Origin of the sequence: Sphingomonas aracearum (genome assembly GCF_003345355.1) — a bacterium.
Taxonomy (GTDB): domain Bacteria; phylum Pseudomonadota; class Alphaproteobacteria; order Sphingomonadales; family Sphingomonadaceae; genus Sphingomonas; species Sphingomonas aracearum.
This window is the reverse complement of record NZ_QQNB01000001.1, coordinates 367,296-383,636: the sequence shown is the minus strand read 5'-3', so window position 1 is coordinate 383,636 and position 16,341 is coordinate 367,296. Positions and strand designations below refer to the sequence as shown.

Genomic DNA, 16,341 nt, shown 5'->3' with positions numbered 1-16,341 from the left:
TCCGGCCCGCTTGGCCGGGAGAGGAGTTTTATTCGCAATGGCAAACTGGTCTGACCCCCGGCCGACAGCCGCACCGTTCGGTGTTGCAGCCGGTACGCGCTCGGACGCGTACGATGCGGGGCTGCGGTCCTACATGCTGTCGGTCTACAATTACATGATCTCGGCGGTGCTGCTGACGGGTATCGTGTCCTTGTCCGTCGCCTATACGGGCATGTGGCGGATGCTGGTGTCGCCCACGGGCGGCATGAGCGGGCTTGGCATGCTGTTCGCCTTTTCGCCGCTCGCCATCGTGTTCGCGATGAGCTTTGGTGCGAACCGCATGTCGTCCACCACGCTTCAGGCGCTGTTCTGGGCCTATGCCGCGCTGCTCGGCGTGTCGCTGTCGACGATCTTCATCGCCTACACCGCCTCGTCGGTGGCGGGTGCGTTCTTCGCGACCGCAGCAGGCTTCGCCGGCCTCAGCCTCTATGGCTACACCACGCAGCGCAGCCTTGGCGCGATGGGCACGTTCCTGATCGTCGGCCTTGTCGGCCTGATCGTGGCGAGCCTGTTGAACCTGTGGCTGCAGTCCGGCCCGCTGGGCCTGGTGATCTCGATCGTCGGCGTGCTGATCTTCGCCGGTCTCACCGCCTATGACACGCAGCGGATCAAGAGCATGTACTCCCATGTCGCCGGTACCCCGGCGGAGGGGCACACCAAGATCATGTCGGCGCTGTCGCTGTACCTCGACTTCATCAACATGTTCCTGTTCGTCCTGCGTCTGTTCGGCTCCAGCCGCAACTGATCGCATCGACAGGTCGGTATCGGAGGCCCGGCGGGGAAACCTGCCGGGCCTTTTCTTGTGCGAGGAAAAAGCATGCGGGTCGGCATCGAGGCACGGCTGGACTATTGGATCGAGGAGCCGGCCGAAGTGCTGCTGCTGATCGAGGCGGCGGCGCTGCCCGACCAGCAGCTGCACCGGCAAAGCCTGTGGGTGTCGAGCGACGTGCCGCTGACCGCGCATCGCGGCACCGATGGCGTCGGACAGCGGACATGGGCGCTGGGTCGCGGGCGCTTCGTGGCCGATTACCATGCCGAAGTGGAGATCGTCCGGTCGTCCCCACCTGCCGCGAGCCTGCCGGCGACGCCGCTGCGCGATCTGCCGGACGAGGCGGTGCCCTATCTGCTGCCGAGCCGATATTGCGAGGCGGCCGAGTTCGAGGGTTTCGTGCACGACACTTTCCCCGGGCTGGAAGGTGGCGCACTGGCGACCGCCCTTGCCGCCTGGGTCCGCGACAACCTGCGGTACCGCTCCAACGCGAGCAGTGGCACCACGACCGCGCTGGACACCTTTGCGCGTCGGCGTGGCGTGTGCCGCGATTACGCGCACCTCCTCGTCGCCCTGGCCCGGGCGGGCGGGATTCCGGCGCGGTGCGTGTCCGCCTACGCGCCCGGCGTGGACCCGCCCGACTTCCATGCTGTCGCCGAATTGTGGCTGGCCGGCGGTTGGCGCCTGTTCGATGCGACCGGCATGGGGGACGAGAACAGCCTGGTGCGGGTGGCGGTGGGCCGCGACGCGACCGACATCGCCTTCATGACCATTTTCGGCGAGGCGCAACTTCTCTCGCAAAGCGTGCGCGTCTGGGAGGTTGGAGACGGGAACGCGGAAGGAAACATTTCGTTGTAACGGTTGAACACGCCCAGGAGAGAGCAATGAGCGACGTTGACACCGGCATCGATCAGGAGGCGCTCGACGAGAGCCTTTCGGTGAACCCGGGCTCGAACACCGAGGGCCGCAGCGAAGCGCAGGACGCGGGCCGCGATGAGAGCATCCAGCAGCGGCTGGACAAGAACCCGGAGAACAAGCAGGCCCGGCTCGACCGTGCGCTGGACGAGTCGATGGACGCGTCCGATCCGCCCGCGACGACCCAGCCCGTCCACAGCCACGAACCGCCGGCCTCGTCGGGCTATGACCCCGAGGCGGAAGCCCGGATCGCCGGCGAGCGCAAGTAAACTCCCAACCTTCGTCGGGGGCGTCCGGTTCGGCCGGGCGCCCTTTTCCTTGCCCGGCGCGCCGACCGCGGCGCCTTTCAGCCCTGTTCGAACGCGGCCAGGATGGGGCAGGGCCCCGAACCGCTGCTGCCGCATTCACCGGCAAGATGGCGAAGCGAGGCGCGTGCCTGTTCGAGTTCGCGGATGCGCAGGTCGAGCGCGGCGATCCGTTCCTCGGTGAGGGCACGGACGCGCGCCCGATCCTGCGTCGCATCGAGGTCCAGCAACTCGCGGATCTGCTCAAGCGTAAAGCCCGCGGACTGCGCGGCGCGGACAAAGCGAAGACGCCTGAGGTCGATCTCGCCATAACGCCGCACGCCGGCTCCGGTGAGGCGGTCCGGCGCATCGAGCAGGCCGCGGCGCTGGTAATAGCGCACGGTTTCCACGCCCACGCCACCTTGCTGTGCGAAACGTCCGATCGTCCAACTGGTCACCGCTTGACTCCGTACCATGGTACGGCCCCCATATGGGGGCGGACTCCAGTGCAGGAAACCCGCCATGACCGCCGCACCCGCTCGCCGCGCCACGCTCCACCGGATGGTGCTGGAGCACCATGTCTGCCCCTACGGCCTGAAGGCCAGGGACCTGCTGCGCCGCAAGGGCTATGCGGTCGAGGATCGCTGGCTGACGACGCGGGACGAGGTGGATGCGTTCAAGGCGGCGCAGGGCGTGAAGACCACGCCGCAGATATTCATCGGGGGCGAGCGCATCGGCGGCTATGACGATCTGCGCCGTCACCTCGGGAAGGCGGTCCGCGATCCCGGCAAGGCCAGCTACAGGCCGGTGGTGGCGCTGTTCGCGATCACGGCGGCGATGGCGCTGGCGGCGAGCCAGGCGGCGTTCGGGACGCCGCTGACGGTGCGCGCGGCGGAGTGGTTCGTCGGCTTCAGCATGGCGGTGCTCGCGCTGCTGAAGCTGCAGAATGTCGAGACGTTCGCGACCATGTTCCTCAACTACGACCTGCTGGCGCGGCGGTGGGTGCCCTATTCCTATCTCTACCCCTTTGCCGAGGCGGTTGCGGGGGTGCTGATGATCGCGGGCGTGCTGCCGTGGCTGTCGGTGCCGATCGCGCTGTTCATCGGGACGATCGGCGCGATCTCGGTGACGAAGGCGGTGTATATCGATCGACGGGAGCTGAAATGCGCGTGCGTGGGCGGGGCGAGCAACGTGCCGCTGGGCGCCTTGTCGCTCACCGAGAACCTGATGATGATGGCCATGGCCATCTGGATGGGGATCGCGGCGGTCGGCAGCAGCGCGCCGGCGGCGGATGCGAGCAGCGGCTATGCGACGGCTCGCCACGACATGATGGCGGGCATGGCCGGTGCGGCGACCGGCGACGCCGATCGCGACTTCCTGCGCAGCATGATCCCGCATCACGAAGGCGCCACGGCGATGGCGCGGGTGGAACTGATCCATGGTCGCGATCCGAGGGTGCGCGCGCTGGCGGCAAGCGTGATCGAGGCGCAGGAGCGGGAGATCGCGCAGATGCGTGGCTGGCTGGCCGAACGGCCGCGAGATGGAGCGGCGAAGTCACTCGGTTCAGCCGATTGACGGGGCGTCTTGCCCGGCTACAACACGCCTTCTCCCAGTGAAGGAAGCCCGATGCCGCGTTCTCCGTTGTTCCTTTCCCTTCTCGCCGCCTCGGCCCTGAGCGGCGCGGCCTTTGCGCAGCAGGCAGCCAAGACTGCGCCCGCCGCGGTGCCGGTTTCGCGCCCCGGCCATCCTGCCTACGGCACGTTCGGCATCGACACGCCGGGCATGGACCGGGCGGCGGTGCCGGGGGACGACTTCAACCAGTTCGTGAACGGCACCTGGGAAAAGACCACGACCATCCCGAACGACAAGCCGAACATCGGCGCGTTCGACGTGTTGCAGGACATGTCGCGCGAGCGGACCAAGGGCATCCTGGAGGCCGCCGCGAAGCAGCCCGGCTCCAAGATCGGGGACGCCTATGCGACCTATCTCGACACCGCAACCATCGAGGCGAAGGGCCTCGCGCCGATCAAGCCGTGGCTGGCGCGCATCGCGACCCTGTCGGACAAGGCCGGTTACCCGGCGCTGGCGGCCGAAGCGGACGTGAACGGCGTCGCCGGTCCGTTCGGCGCCGGCGTGTCGCAGGACTCGAAGGATCCGGAGCAGTATGCCCTGCGCATGGGCCAGGCGGGCCTCGGCCTGCCGGATCGCGACTATTATCTCGATGCGAAGCTGGCCGCGAAGAAGCAGGCCTATCAGGATCACATCGCCAAGATGTTCACCCTGGCGGGCGAGGCGAATGCCGAGGCGCGCGCCGCCGCGCTGGTGGCGTTCGAGACGCAGATCGCCGAAGTGAGCTGGGACCGGATCAAGAACCGCAATTCGGACCTCACCTACAACAAGTTGAGCGTGGCGGAGCTTGGGCGCTCGGCGCCGGGCTTCGACTTCGCGGCCTATTTCAAGGGCATGGGCACGCCGGTGGACACGGTGATCGTCGGCCAGCCGGATGCCGTGGCGAAGATCGCCGCGCTGATCGGGGCTGCGCCGCTCCAGGTGCTGAAGGATCAGCTGCTGCTGCGCTCGCTCGACGGCTATGCCTCCGTGCTGCCCAAGGCGTTCGATGACGAGCGTTTCCACATGTATGCGACGGTGATCGCGGACGTGCCGGAACAGCAGGCGCGGTGGAAGCGGGCGGTGGATTATACCGGCTCGATCCTGACCGACGAGGTCTCCAAACCCTATGTCGCGCGGTACTTCCCGCCGGCCACCAAGGCGGCGATGGACACGCTGGTCGCGGGCGTGATCGCGGCGATGAACGTGCGCATCGACAAGCTCGACTGGATGACGCCGGAAACGAAGGTGAAGGCGCATGCCAAGCTCGCCGCCTTCACGCCGCGGATCGGCTATCCCAGCCAGTGGCGCGATTATTCGAGCCTCAACATCGTGCGCGGCGACGCCTTCGGCAACGAGCTGCGCTCCAACCAGTTCGCGCACCAGTACAACATCGGCAAGCTGGGCAAGCCGATCTATCGCTGGGAATGGGGCATGACGCCGATGACGGTGAACGCCCAGGCGAACCCGACGCTGGTGGCGATCACCTTCCCCGCGGCGATCCTGCAGCCGCCGTTCTTCGATCCCAACGCCGACCCGGCGGTGAACTACGGCGCGATCGGCGCGGTGATCGGGCACGAGATGAGCCACCATTTCGACGACCAGGGATCCAAGTACGACGTGCAGGGCCGGCTGGCGAAGTGGTGGACCGACGCCGACGTCGCCGCCTTCAAGGCGCGCACCGACAAGCTGGTCGCGCAATATGACGCCTATGAGCCGCTGCCGGGCTATCACGTGAAGGGCGGGCTGACGCTGGGCGAGAACACCGCCGACATTGCCGGCCTCCTGGCGTCGCTGGACGCCTATCATGCGTCGCTCGGCGGCAAGCCGGCGCCGGTGATCGCGGGCACCACGGGCGACCAGCGCTTCTTCATGGGCTATGCGCAGGTCTGGCGCCGCAAGCATCGCGAAGGCGATCTGCGCAACCGCTTGCTCACCGATCCGCACGCGCCGGCCGCGCAGCGGGTGATGACGGTGCGCAACATGGACGCCTGGTACGACGCGTACAAGGTCGCTCCGGCGCAGAAGATGTACCTTTCGCCGGAAGAGCGCGTCCGCATCTGGTGAGACGAGCGGTTGCCGCTTGACGGGTGAGGCGGCGGGGCGACAGACAGCCGCATGGCTACCGCCCCGCTTACCGTTCCTGCCCTGACCCCCGCCCGCCAGGCCGCGCTGATCGCGGGCGGGGCGGGGCTGGCCGCGGCGGTGCTGATCCTCTGGGCGCTGGGCGACAGGACGGTTGCCGCCTGTTTTCTGGCGACGGGGCTGCTGGTGGCCGGCGGTCTGGTCGCCGCCCGCCATCTGTTCCCGGCGGCCGCGCGCGGCTCGGGCGACCCCGACTGGTCGGTTGCGCGCAGCCTGGCCGCCGACCTGCCGGAGGCGGTGGCGGTGACCGACCGCGCAGGCCGGCTGGTGTGCGCCAACGACCGTTACGAGGCCCTGTTCGAGGGCTTTCCCACGCCCCCGGCGCTGCCCCTGGGAGAGGCGGGGGTGGCGCGGATCGGCAGTGCCGGGCGTGCCGCCTGGCGGGACGGTCGCGCCGCGGCGGATGGGCTGATCTCGCGCGGCACGCCGCTGGCGGTGGTGGTGGAGCGGGTGGGTGCGGAGGACGATCTGCTGCTCTGGCGCTTCCGCGCGGCCGAGCAGGCGGAGCAGGCGCGCTCGGTGGAGACGATGCTGGCGGGCGCGGCGGGCGACCGGCTGGCGGAGGCGGGCATCATGGCCGCCCTGATCGCGCCCGACGGCCGCATCCGCGCCGCCAATCGCGTGCTGCGCGCGCGCGCGATGGGGCATGAGGAAGGGGCGATCGCCGGCCGCGATCTGGCGCACTTCCTCGTCACCGACCATCGCGGGCTGGTCCGTTTCGAGCGCGAGGGAACGGCGGGCAATCCGCTGCGCGTGCTGCAGGTGCCGCTGGCGCCGAACGGGGGCGAGGACGCCGCGCTGCTGATCGCGCTGCTGGACGAGGAGGAGGCGGTTGCCCATCCGGCGATCGGCGAAAGCGCGTCGGCGCATGTGCGCAGCCTTGTCAGCCTGATGCCGTTCGGCATGGCGCTGGTCGATCGCGACGGGCGCTTCCTCCAGATGAACGACGCTTTCGCCCGCGCCGCGCAGGTGGATGCCAAGGCCCCGCCCATCTACCCCGGCGACCTGGTGATCCGCGAGGACAAGGCGGCGGTGGCCGATGCGATCCGGCGATTCGCCGGCGGCGCGACGCATTCGGCCGACCTTGCGGTGCGGCTGAAGGACCATCCGGACGAGCCGGTCGCGCTTTCCATCGCCGGCGCGCGGGGACTGGGCGACGCGGCGGTGCTGCTGAGCCTGAAGGACAACAGCGAGGAAAGCCGGCTGAAGCGCGAGGTGGCGCAGGCGACCAAGATGCAGGCGGTGGGCCAGCTGGCCGGCGGCGTGGCGCACGACTTCAACAACATCCTGACCGCGATCATCGGGCATTGCGACCTGATGCTGATGCGCCATTCGCCGGGCGACAGCGATTATGACGACATCCAGCAGATCCGCGCCAATTCGAACCGCGCGGCCAGCCTGACGCGGCAGTTGCTCGCCTTTTCGCGCCAGCAGACGCTGCGCCCGCAGGTGCTGCAGCTGCCCGACGTGATCTCCGAGGTGTCGAACCTCCTCAAGCGGTTGCTGGGCGAGACGATCGTGCTGGACGTGCGGCATGGCCGCAACCTGGGCGCGGTGCGCGCCGATCCGGGCCAGCTCGAGCAGGTGGTGGTGAACCTGGCGGTCAACGCGCGCGATGCGATGCTGACCAAGGACCCGCGCCGGGGCGGAACGCTGTCCATCCACACGCGCGGCGTGACCGCCAGCGACGTGCGCCGGATGGCGTCGGACATCCTGCCGGTGGGCGATTACGTCGCGCTGGAGATTTCGGACACCGGCACCGGCATCCCCCCGGACGTGCTGCCCAAGATCTTCGAGCCGTTCTTCACGACAAAGGAGTTCGGCAAGGGAACGGGGCTGGGCCTGTCCACCGTGTACGGCATCGTCAAGCAATCCGGCGGCTACATCTTCGCGGACTCCAGGCCGGGGCAGGGCGCCACTTTCACCATCTACCTGCCGGTGCACGCCGCAGCGGCGCCGATTGCGGCGCCCGCCCCGGCGCCGGCGCGCGAGCGGCCGGCCGAGCTCTGGGGCACGGGCACGGTGGTGCTGGTGGAGGACGAGGACATGGTGCGCGCGGTCGCCGAGCGAGCGCTGGCGCGGCAAGGGTACACCGTGCTGACGGCCGAGAATGGCGAAGCGGCGCTGGAACTGCTCGAGCGCTGCGAGCGGCCGGATCTCTTGATCTCGGACGTGGTGATGCCGCTGATGGACGGGCCGACCATGGTGCGCCACGCGCGCAGGCGCTATCCGGACCTGCCGATCCTGTTCATGTCCGGCTATGCGGAGGAGCAGCTGCGCAAGTCGATCGACCTGGACAATGTGGCGTTCCTGCCCAAGCCGTTCTCGGTGCAGCAGCTTGCCGAGGCGGCGCGCGACGTGCTGGCGCCGAAATGATGTCCCACCGCCGGCCGGGAAATGGCTTTGCGCGGTGCAGCACGCCGCGCTAGGAGCGCCTGATGACCGGACCCTCCCGTATCCTCATCGTCGAGGACGAGCCACTGATCGCCATGATGCTGGAGGATTTCCTCGATCTCCTCGGCAAGCGGGTGGCAGGCACCGCCGAGACGGTGGAGGATGCGCTGGCGCTGGTTGCGGAGGGCGATGTCGATGCCGCCATTCTCGACGTCAACCTGCGCGGCGGGCAGAAGAGCTGGCCCATCGCGGACGCGCTGGCGGAGCAGGGCATCCCGTTCCTGTTCGCCACCGGCGGCACCCAGGACAGCATCGCGCCGGAGCATCAGAACCGCCCGACCCTGTCCAAGCCGTTCACCATGGACGGCGTGACGCGGGCGCTGGACGGCCTCGCCTGAACGGCGAAGAATTTACGTTCTCCTCTTGTTCTTTTGGAACAGATGTCGTACATGACCGATGACGCGTTGAACGGCGCGGACATCCGGTTTAGCGATGGAGGCAGGCAGTGGCGGCAAGTTTGAAGGTGATCGGCGGCGACATGGCGGCTTCCAGCGACAAGGCAAATGATCGGGTGAGTGCGGACCGGCAGAAGGCGCTCGACGCCGCGCTGGCGCAGATCGATCGCGCATTCGGCAAGGGTTCGGCGATGAAGCTGGGCTCCAAGGAGGCGATGCAGGTGGAGGCGATCTCCACCGGCTCGCTGGGGCTGGACATCGCGCTGGGCGTGGGCGGGCTGCCGCGCGGTCGCGTGATCGAGGTGTACGGGCCGGAAAGCTCGGGCAAGACGACGCTGGCGCTGCATGTGATCGCGGAGGCGCAGAAGAACGGCGGCACCGCGGCCTTCGTGGACGCCGAGCATGCGCTGGACCCGGTCTATGCCAAGAAGCTGGGCGTCAACATCGACGAGCTGATCGTCAGCCAGCCGGACACGGGCGAACAGGCGCTGGAGATCACGGACACGCTGGTGCGCTCCAACGCCATCGACGTGCTGGTGGTGGACTCGGTGGCGGCGCTGGTGCCGCGCGCCGAGATCGAGGGCGAGATGGGCGACAGCCATGTCGGCCTGCAGGCGCGCCTCATGTCGCAGTCGCTGCGCAAGCTGACAGGCTCCATCAGCCGCTCGCGCTGCATGGTGATCTTCATCAACCAGCTGCGCATGAAGATCGGCGTGATGTACGGCAATCCGGAAACCACGACCGGCGGCAACGCGCTGAAGTTCTACGCCTCGGTGCGCCTGGACATCCGCCGCACCGGCCAGATCAAGGACCGCGAGGACATCATCGGCAACACCACCCGGGTGAAGGTGGTGAAGAACAAGGTCGCGCCGCCGTTCAAGCAGGTCGAGTTCGACATCATGTACGGTGAGGGCATCTCCAAGATCGGCGAGATCCTGGACATCGGCGTGAAGCAGGGGCTGGTCGAGAAATCGGGTGCCTGGTTCAGCTATGACTCGGTGCGGATCGGGCAGGGGCGCGAGAATGCCAAGACGTTCCTGCGCGAGAATCCCGAGCTGCGCGACAAGCTGGAGCGTGCCTTGCGTGCACGCACGGAGGAGGTCGCCGAGGGGATGATGGCGGGCCCGGAACCGGACGACGACCTCTGATCGCGTCGGCGTCCCGGAGAAGGTACAAGCGGCTCGCCGGCAATGGCGGGCCGTTTTCGTGTGCGAAGGTGTTGCCGCAGCGGCGGTGTGGCGGCGCACCACCGCCCGAGGCGTCGGGCGGTGGGCTGCTCCCGTGCCGGTGTCCGTCGTCAGCGCACTGTCGAGCGCATCGCGCAACGGCGGAGGGCGGGGTGCGGAGCAACCGCCTTTCGGCTCGCGGCGCCGATCATTGGCGCGGTACGCACGTTTCGAATCTCGCCGGTCGGGGCGGGCGGTCATCGCCGGGCGCAGCATGACAGGCGCCGCAGACTGGACCGGCCGTGTCGGCGATGTCTGGGCGGCCGAATGGCGCCGCACCGACCGCGCGCTCGCGGATCTGGCGAGCCACCTCGATGCGGCGATCCTGGCAAGCGCCGGAGCCGGCACGCGAACCGCGCTGGACATCGGCGCGGGCGCGGGGGCGACCAGCCTGGCGTTGGCGCGATCTCGCCCGCAATTGGCGGTTACCGCTGCCGAGCTCTCGCCAGGTCTTGCGGCGATCGCGTCGCAGCGGCTTGGCGAGTCCCGAAACGCCCGCCTGGTGATCGGCGACGCACTTGGCGTGGCGTCGTCGGTCGGCCCTGTGGACCTGTTCTTCTCGCGGCACGGCGTGATGTTCTTTCCCGAGCCGCAGGCCGCCTTTGCGGCGCTGCGCGCGGCGGCGGCACCGGGGGCCGCCCTGGTGTTCAGCTGCTTCGCTTCGCGCGCCGACAATCCCTGGTCGGGCCTGATCGCCACGCCGCCCGCTCCCGCGCCGGGCTACGTGCCCGGACCGTTCGCCTTTGCCGATCCGGGGTTCGTTGAAGATATGCTCGGGAGGGCCGGGTGGCGCGAGCCGACACCTCGATGCGTCCGCTTCGCCTATCGTGTGGGCGCAGGCGACGATCCGGTCGGCGACGGCGCGGACTTCCTGTCGCGCATCGGCCCCGCCGCATCGCTGCTGCGCGACGCGGGTGCCGCCGAGCGTCCCGGCTTGCGGGCGCGGCTCGAATCCGCGCTCCGTGCGTATCGCAACGGCGATGTCGTCGATATCCCCGCGGCCGCCTGGATCTGGACCGCGCGGGCAGCAGGAGAGCATGCATGATCGTCCACCATCTAGAGAACAGCCGCTCGCAGCGCGTGCTGTGGATGCTCGAGGAACTCGGGCTGCCGTACGAGATCAAGCGCTACGAGCGGAACAAGGAGACCATGCTCGCGCCGCCCGAGCTGCGCCGGGTGCATCCGCTCGGCAAGTCGCCGATCCTGGAGGACGACGGCCGCACCATCGTGGAAACCGGGGCGATCGTCGACTATCTGGTCGACAAGGCGGACGGAAAGCTCGGCCCGCCGGCGCATCGGGACGCGGTGCTGCGCTATCGCCAGTTCCTGCACTATGCCGAAGGCTCGGTGATGCCGCCGCTGCTGGTGCTGCTGGTGCTCGGGCGCATTCCGCTGCTGGGCAAGCCGGCCGCCAAGCGCATCCAGCCGATGATCGACGTGCATCTCGATTATATCGAGTCCGAACTGGCGCAGCGGCCCTGGTTCGCCGGCGACACGCTGACCGGCGCCGACATCATGATGAGCTTCCCGCTGGAGGCCGCGCGCAGTCGCGCCGGGCTGGGGCCGAGCCGCCCGCATACCATCGCCTGGCTGGACAAGGTGCATGCGCGGCCCGCCTACCAGGCGGCGCTCGCGAAGGGCGGGCCTTATGCCTATGCGTGAGATGCGACTGCCGAACGGCTGACGAGCTCGAAAGCGCAAGATCGGTCGAGCCTGCAAGGCTCCGCGGCGCCTAGATGGGCGCGCCACGGAGGACGGAAGGATGAAGGCGCTTCGGAACTACCATGCCCGACTGCGACGGGCGCTGGACCATGTCGATCGTCATCTCGACGACGACCTGGACCTGGCAGCGGTGAGCGAGGTTGCGGCCTTTTCCAAATACCATTTCCACCGACAGTTCACGGCCGTGTTCGGCGTGTCGGTGCACCGCTATGTCCAGCTGGCGCGACTGAAACGCGCTTCCTACCAGCTGGCGTTCCGCGATGGGCAGAGTGTCACCGGCATCGCGTTCGACGCCGGCTACGATGCGCCGGACGCGTTTGCCCGTGCGTTTCGGCAGCGGTTCGGCCAGTCCCCTTCTTCGTTCCGTACAGCCCCCGATTGGGGGCCGTGGCTCCACGCCCTTGGGGCACTTGACGATGCAAGGAGCACGCTGATGACGAAGAACTATTCCGCTGCGGACGTGACGATCCGCGAGGTGTCGCCGACGTCGGTGGCCATCCTGGAGCACCGGGGCGATCCCGCCATGGTCGGCGCGACGATCCAGCGGTTCATCGCGTGGCGACGCAAGGCAGGGCTGGTCCCGCCGGCCAGCGCGACGTTCAACATCTTCCACGGCGACCCGAGGACGGCGGCGCCGGCCGACTATCGGATGGACCTGTGCGCGGGCACGGACCAATCGTTCGAGCAGCATGGCGAGCGGGTCGAGGCGGGGCTGATCCCGGGTGGGCGGTGCGCGGTTTTGCCCGTCGTCGGCGGCACAGACGATCTGGAGCCGGCTGCGCTCTTTCTCTACCGCGACTGGCTGCCGGCAAGCGGCGAGGAACTTCGCGATTTCCCGCTCTACTGCCAGCGCCTGAGCTTCTTCCCCGACGTGTCGGAGCATCAAGCCGTGGCGGAGCTGTTCCTGCCGTTGCGATAGGCCAGGATGGCGTTCAGCGCGATGCCTCGGCGAAGCTGTCGTCGTCGCGCTGCACGCCGCCGCCGCTCGGCGCGACCGGGGCGAGCTGTTCGGCCGGCTCGCGCGGGTCGAGCGGGCCTTCCCAGCGGGCGACGACGCTGGCGGCCACCGCGTTGCCCAGCACGTTGGTGGCGGAGCGGCCCATGTCGAGGAAATGGTCGATCGCCAGGATCAGGAGCAGGCCGGCCTCCGGGATGTTGAACGACGACAAGGTGGCGGCGATCACCACGAGGCTGGCGCGCGGCACGCCGGCAATGCCCTTGGACGTGATCATGAGGGTCAGCAGCATGGCGATCTGCGTGCCGAGCGGCAGGTCGATGCCATAGGCCTGCGCGATGAACAGCGACGCGAACGTCATGTACATCATCGAGCCGTCGAGATTGAACGAATAACCGAGCGGCAGGACGAAGCTGGCGATGCGGGGCGGCACGCCGAACCGGTCGAGCGCCTCCAGCGTGCGCGGAAAGGCGGCTTCGGAGGAGGCGGTGGAGAAGGCTAGGAGCGCGGGCTCGCGGATGTAGCGCAGGAGCAGCCGCGTGCGCCCGCCGACAAAGAGGAAGCACAGCGCGATCAGCACGCACCACAGCAGCGCCAGGCCGATATAGACCGAACCCATGAAGTAGGCGAGGTTGCCGATCACGCCCAGACCCTGCTCGGCGATGGTGGCGGCCACCGCGGCGAACACCGCGAAGGGCGCGAACCGCATCACGTAATCGGTGATCTGCAACATCACCGCGACCAGCGCCTCGGCGGCCTTCACGAGCGGCGCGGCACGCTCGCCCACCGCGGTGATGGCGACGCCGGCGAAGACGGAGAAGACGACGATCTGGAGGATGTCGTTCTTGGCCATCGCGTCGATCACGGAGGTAGGGAAGATGTGGGTGATGATCTTGGCGACGTCGAACGCGCTGCGATCCAGCCCGCTGCCCTCGGTGGCGGGCGGCAGCGGGAGGTTCAGGCCGACGCCGGGTTGCAGGATGTGGACGAGGATCAGCCCGAGCGTCAGCGAGATCAGGCTGGCGCTGACGAACCAGCCGAGCGAGCGCAGGCCGATGCGGCCGAGCGCGCCGGTATCGCCCATGTGCGCGATGCCGACCAGAAGCGTGCCGAAGACGAGCGGCGCGATGATCATCTTGATGAGCGACAGGAACACCGTCGTCACGATCTTCAGATAGCCGGCGATCGCCTCCAGCCGGTCGGCGGCGGCGGGCGTGCCATCGGCGATGGCGGCGTTCAGGGCCCAGCCAACCAGCAGCCCCGCCACCAGGCCGATCAGAATGTAGAGCGTGAGGCGCTTGGCCATCGAGGATCCTTCGAAACAAACTTGCGCGGCAGGGAAGGGGATTGCGGCGTCCGGGTCAAGCGCCCTAGTGTTTCCGGCATGCTCTCCCTTCCACGACGCCGCCTGATCGGCGCGGCCGCCGCCTTGCCGCTTTTGTCCCTGCCCGGCCTGTTGCGGGCGGCGGAGCCGGACACGTCAGACCTGAAGGACATCACCGGCGGCGCGGTGCCGATCGGTCCGGAGGAGCGGCGCGCGCGGATCGCCCGCGCGCAGGAGCGGATGCGCGCGAGCGGGATCGGCGCGGTGCTGATCGAATCGGGTTCCTCGCTGACCTATTTCACCGGCGTGCGCTGGGGGCGGAGCGAGCGGCTGACGGCGGCGGTGATCCCGGCGGACGGTGCGCCGATCATCGTCACGCCCTTTTTCGAGGCGCCGTCGGTTTCCGAAAGCCTGGGCATCCCGGCAGAGGTGCGCACCTGGCAGGAGGACGAGGATCCGCTGGCGGTGGTCGCTGCGTTCCTGAAGGAGCGGAGACTGGCGACGCAGCCGATCGGGGTGGAGGAGACGGTGCGCTTCTTCGCGGTGGATGGCCTGCGCAAAGCGCTGCCGGGCGCGCGGATCGTGTCGGCCAATCCGGTGGTGCGCGGCGTTCGCATGGTGAAGACCGCGCCCGAGATCGCGCTGATGCAGCTGGCCACGGACGTGACGATCGCCGCCTATCGCTGGACCTGGCCCAAGGTGAAGCCGGGCATGACGGCGGGCGAGATCGGCGCGCTGATGAACGCGGCGACGAGGCGGCTGGGCGGAGCGCCGGAGTTCAGCCTGGTGCTGATCGACGAGGCGGCGGCGCTGCCGCATGGCAGCCGCAAGCCGCAGGTGGTGAGGAACGGCAGCGTGGTGCTGATGGATTGCGGCTGCACCGTGCAGGGCTACCAGTCCGACGTGTCGCGCACGTTCGTGTACGGCACGCCCTCGGCCGAGGTGCGCAAGGTGTGGGGCGACGTGGCGCGCGGGCAGCAGGTGGCGTTCGCGGCGGCAAGGCTCGGCGCGCCGGCGGGCAGCGTGGACGATGCGGTGCGGCGCTATTACGAATCGCTCGGCTACGGCCCGCACTACCGGCTGCCGGGGCTGTCGCATCGCACCGGCCATGGCATCGGGCTGGACGGGCACGAGCCGGTCAACCTCGTCCACAACGAGGCGACGCCGCTTGCCGAGGGCATGTGCTTTTCCGACGAGCCGGGATTGTATCTGCCGGGCAGGTTCGGCGTGCGGCTGGAGGATTGTTTCCACATGACCGCAAGCGGGCCGCGCTGGTTCTCCGAGCCGCCCAGGTCGATCGACGCTCCCCTGGGCTGATCCGAAAGGACCGACGATGCGTGCTGCCGTTCTGACGATGCTTCCCTTGTTGCTGACCGCCGGTGCACAGCCGCCCGCGGCGGCACGGCTGAAGCCGGGTTTGTGCGCCTTTACCCAGGTGAAGACGGTCGGCCAGCGGCTTGAGGACGGCGGGGGAAGGCCGGTGCCGAACTCCGGCTCCGTGGCCGTGCTGGCCAACGGCATCGTCACGATCTCCTACGATCAGGTGCAGGCGGTTCTCTCGTCAAAACCGGGCGACCGCGCGATGGTGTGCCTCGTCCGCCTGCCGCGCCACTGCCCGCCGGGAGACGATCGCGGGCGCATCTACACCGTCACCAACCTGCGCACCGAGCAGAGCTGGACGCTGCCCGATTCGCAGCACATGTGCGGCGGGGCGTGAGGCGGGGGCTTAGCCCCAGGCGGTGAGGGGCGGGGTAGGTGCCTTGCGATCCTATTCGTCAGCGGGAAGTCGGGACGTTGGCATGCGCTCTCCTGACGTTTCCTCATGCGGCATCCGCGGTGAGCCGCAAGGGAAGCCAATGACGAACGATCCTTCCGCCGGCTGGGACGCGGTCGCCGGGCGCTTCATGGCCGTGCGGTCGGATGTCGGCGCCGACCTGGTCCGATCGTGGGCGAGACGCTGTCTTCCCCCGGCGTCCGACATCCTGGACATAGGCTGCGGGTCCGGCGTGCCGATCGCCCGGGCACTCGCAAGCGAAGGGTTCACGGTCCATGGCGTCGATGCGTCACCGGCGCTTGTGGCCGCCTTTCGGCGCCATCTTCCCGGCATGCCGGCCGCCTGCGAGACGGCGCAGGACAGCCGCTTCTTCGACCGCACCTTTGCCGCTGCTGTGTCGATCGGGCTGATATTCCTGCTCGACGAAGGCGACCAGCGGCGGCTCCTCGCCAACGTGGCGCGTGTGCTGGAACCCGGCGGGCGATTCCTGTTCAGCGCGCCGCGGGAGGCATGCCGCTGGAGCGATACGCTGACCGGCCGCCCGTCGATGTCGCTGGGAGCGGCCGCCTATGCCGCGCATCTTGCGGAGCTGGGCCTGACCCTGACCCGCTGTTACTCCGACGAAGGCGGGAACACCTATCACGAAGCCATCCGGCCCGCCGTTGCGGACGCGGCGGGCCATTGAGCGTGCCGCATCGCAGCCGTGCCGGTGACTACCAGCGACAAGGCAG

16 protein-coding genes and 1 pseudogene are annotated in these 16,341 nt (G+C 68.8%); 15 read left to right on the top strand and 2 right to left on the bottom strand.

Annotation, left to right across the window (positions count from 1 at the left end):
* Positions 1–37 precede the first annotated feature (37 nt).
* From DVW87_RS01885 to DVW87_RS01875, 3 genes are all read left to right on the top strand, one after another.
* A complete protein-coding gene (locus DVW87_RS01885; protein ID WP_114686074.1) occupies positions 38–784 on the top strand; it encodes a Bax inhibitor-1/YccA family protein in 747 nt (248 codons plus the stop codon).
* A gap of 72 nt (positions 785–856) precedes the next feature.
* Complete coding sequence (locus DVW87_RS01880; RefSeq protein WP_114686073.1) at positions 857–1,666, top strand: transglutaminase-like domain-containing protein; 810 nt, start codon at positions 857–859, stop codon at positions 1,664–1,666.
* 26 nt (positions 1,667–1,692) lie between these two features.
* Complete coding sequence (locus DVW87_RS01875) at positions 1,693–1,992, top strand: hypothetical protein (RefSeq protein ID WP_114686072.1); 300 nt, start codon at positions 1,693–1,695, stop codon at positions 1,990–1,992.
* A 77-nt stretch (positions 1,993–2,069) separates the two neighbouring features.
* Here the strand turns inward: DVW87_RS01875 and DVW87_RS01870 are convergent, their stop codons facing one another.
* Positions 2,070–2,483, bottom strand: coding sequence for a MerR family transcriptional regulator (locus DVW87_RS01870; protein ID WP_114686071.1), 414 nt, complete (start codon positions 2,481–2,483; stop codon positions 2,070–2,072).
* Positions 2,484–2,529: 46 nt separating this feature from the next.
* Between DVW87_RS01870 and DVW87_RS01865 the strand changes: the two are divergent.
* The 9 genes and pseudogenes from DVW87_RS01865 to DVW87_RS01830 form a co-directional block, all read left to right on the top strand.
* Positions 2,530–3,261 (top strand): annotated as a pseudogene (locus DVW87_RS01865) (MauE/DoxX family redox-associated membrane protein); the annotation flags it as partial.
* A complete protein-coding gene (gene copM / locus DVW87_RS18205) occupies positions 3,235–3,582 on the top strand; it encodes a CopM family metallochaperone (RefSeq protein ID WP_338056367.1) in 348 nt (115 codons plus the stop codon). The pseudogene DVW87_RS01865 and the gene copM, both read left to right, overlap by 27 nt.
* 51 nt (positions 3,583–3,633) lie before the next feature.
* Positions 3,634–5,682, top strand: coding sequence for a M13 family metallopeptidase (locus tag DVW87_RS01860; protein ID WP_114686069.1), 2,049 nt, complete (start codon positions 3,634–3,636; stop codon positions 5,680–5,682).
* Positions 5,683–5,733: 51 nt separating this feature from the next.
* Entirely contained in the window at positions 5,734–8,136 is a 2,403-nt protein-coding gene (locus tag DVW87_RS01855; protein ID WP_114686068.1) for a hybrid sensor histidine kinase/response regulator, read from the top strand.
* Between the two features lie 62 nt (positions 8,137–8,198).
* Positions 8,199–8,552 carry a response regulator gene (locus DVW87_RS01850; protein ID WP_114686067.1) on the top strand — a complete coding sequence of 118 codons (354 nt, stop codon included), beginning with the start codon at positions 8,199–8,201 and terminating at the stop codon, positions 8,550–8,552.
* 107 nt (positions 8,553–8,659) lie between these two features.
* Positions 8,660–9,757 carry a recombinase RecA gene (gene recA / locus DVW87_RS01845; RefSeq protein WP_420822312.1) on the top strand — a complete coding sequence of 366 codons (1,098 nt, stop codon included), beginning with the start codon at positions 8,660–8,662 and terminating at the stop codon, positions 9,755–9,757.
* Between the two features lie 292 nt (positions 9,758–10,049).
* Positions 10,050–10,880 (top strand): class I SAM-dependent methyltransferase, encoded by an 831-nt coding sequence (locus DVW87_RS01840; RefSeq protein ID WP_114686066.1) that lies wholly within the window; start codon positions 10,050–10,052, stop codon positions 10,878–10,880.
* Positions 10,877–11,497 (top strand): glutathione S-transferase family protein, encoded by a 621-nt coding sequence (locus DVW87_RS01835; protein ID WP_114686065.1) that lies wholly within the window; start codon positions 10,877–10,879, stop codon positions 11,495–11,497. The genes DVW87_RS01840 and DVW87_RS01835 overlap by 4 nt, the downstream gene beginning before the upstream one ends.
* Positions 11,498–11,597: 100 nt before the next feature.
* Positions 11,598–12,476, top strand: coding sequence for an AraC family transcriptional regulator (locus DVW87_RS01830; RefSeq protein WP_114686064.1), 879 nt, complete (start codon positions 11,598–11,600; stop codon positions 12,474–12,476).
* A gap of 13 nt (positions 12,477–12,489) precedes the next feature.
* Here the strand turns inward: DVW87_RS01830 and DVW87_RS01825 are convergent, their stop codons facing one another.
* Positions 12,490–13,818, bottom strand: coding sequence for a dicarboxylate/amino acid:cation symporter (locus DVW87_RS01825; RefSeq protein WP_114686063.1), 1,329 nt, complete (start codon positions 13,816–13,818; stop codon positions 12,490–12,492).
* Between the two features lie 78 nt (positions 13,819–13,896).
* On the opposite strand from DVW87_RS01825, the gene DVW87_RS01820 reads away from it, so the two are divergent.
* From DVW87_RS01820 to DVW87_RS01810, 3 genes are all read left to right on the top strand, one after another.
* Entirely contained in the window at positions 13,897–15,153 is a 1,257-nt protein-coding gene (locus tag DVW87_RS01820) for a M24 family metallopeptidase (protein ID WP_114686062.1), read from the top strand.
* Positions 15,154–15,169: 16 nt separating this feature from the next.
* The gene (locus DVW87_RS01815) at positions 15,170–15,553 is read left to right on the top strand and encodes a hypothetical protein (protein ID WP_114686061.1); all 384 of its coding nucleotides are present in this window, start codon (positions 15,170–15,172) and stop codon (positions 15,551–15,553) included.
* Positions 15,554–15,692: 139 nt separating this feature from the next.
* Positions 15,693–16,295 carry a class I SAM-dependent methyltransferase gene (locus DVW87_RS01810; RefSeq protein ID WP_114686060.1) on the top strand — a complete coding sequence of 201 codons (603 nt, stop codon included), beginning with the start codon at positions 15,693–15,695 and terminating at the stop codon, positions 16,293–16,295.
* The last annotated feature ends 46 nt before the right edge of the window (positions 16,296–16,341 follow it).

Bases quoted from the DNA above. Each gene is read 5' to 3' on its own strand.
- DVW87_RS01885 (WP_114686074.1), top strand. From the start codon at position 38: ATGGCAAACTGGTCTGACCCCCGGCCGACAGCCGCACCGTTCGGTGTT.
- DVW87_RS01880 (WP_114686073.1), top strand. From the start codon at position 857: ATGCGGGTCGGCATCGAGGCACGGCTGGACTATTGGATCGAGGAGCCG.
- DVW87_RS01875 (WP_114686072.1), top strand. From the start codon at position 1,693: ATGAGCGACGTTGACACCGGCATCGATCAGGAGGCGCTCGACGAGAGC.
- DVW87_RS01870 (WP_114686071.1), bottom strand. From the start codon at position 2,483: ATGGTACGGAGTCAAGCGGTGACCAGTTGGACGATCGGACGTTTCGCA.
- copM (WP_338056367.1), top strand. From the start codon at position 3,235: ATGATGATGGCCATGGCCATCTGGATGGGGATCGCGGCGGTCGGCAGC.
- DVW87_RS01860 (WP_114686069.1), top strand. From the start codon at position 3,634: ATGCCGCGTTCTCCGTTGTTCCTTTCCCTTCTCGCCGCCTCGGCCCTG.
- DVW87_RS01855 (WP_114686068.1), top strand. From the start codon at position 5,734: ATGGCTACCGCCCCGCTTACCGTTCCTGCCCTGACCCCCGCCCGCCAG.
- DVW87_RS01850 (WP_114686067.1), top strand. From the start codon at position 8,199: ATGACCGGACCCTCCCGTATCCTCATCGTCGAGGACGAGCCACTGATC.
- DVW87_RS01840 (WP_114686066.1), top strand. From the start codon at position 10,050: ATGACAGGCGCCGCAGACTGGACCGGCCGTGTCGGCGATGTCTGGGCG.
- DVW87_RS01835 (WP_114686065.1), top strand. From the start codon at position 10,877: ATGATCGTCCACCATCTAGAGAACAGCCGCTCGCAGCGCGTGCTGTGG.
- DVW87_RS01830 (WP_114686064.1), top strand. From the start codon at position 11,598: ATGAAGGCGCTTCGGAACTACCATGCCCGACTGCGACGGGCGCTGGAC.
- DVW87_RS01825 (WP_114686063.1), bottom strand. From the start codon at position 13,818: ATGGCCAAGCGCCTCACGCTCTACATTCTGATCGGCCTGGTGGCGGGG.
- DVW87_RS01820 (WP_114686062.1), top strand. From the start codon at position 13,897: ATGCTCTCCCTTCCACGACGCCGCCTGATCGGCGCGGCCGCCGCCTTG.
- DVW87_RS01815 (WP_114686061.1), top strand. From the start codon at position 15,170: ATGCGTGCTGCCGTTCTGACGATGCTTCCCTTGTTGCTGACCGCCGGT.
- DVW87_RS01810 (WP_114686060.1), top strand. From the start codon at position 15,693: ATGACGAACGATCCTTCCGCCGGCTGGGACGCGGTCGCCGGGCGCTTC.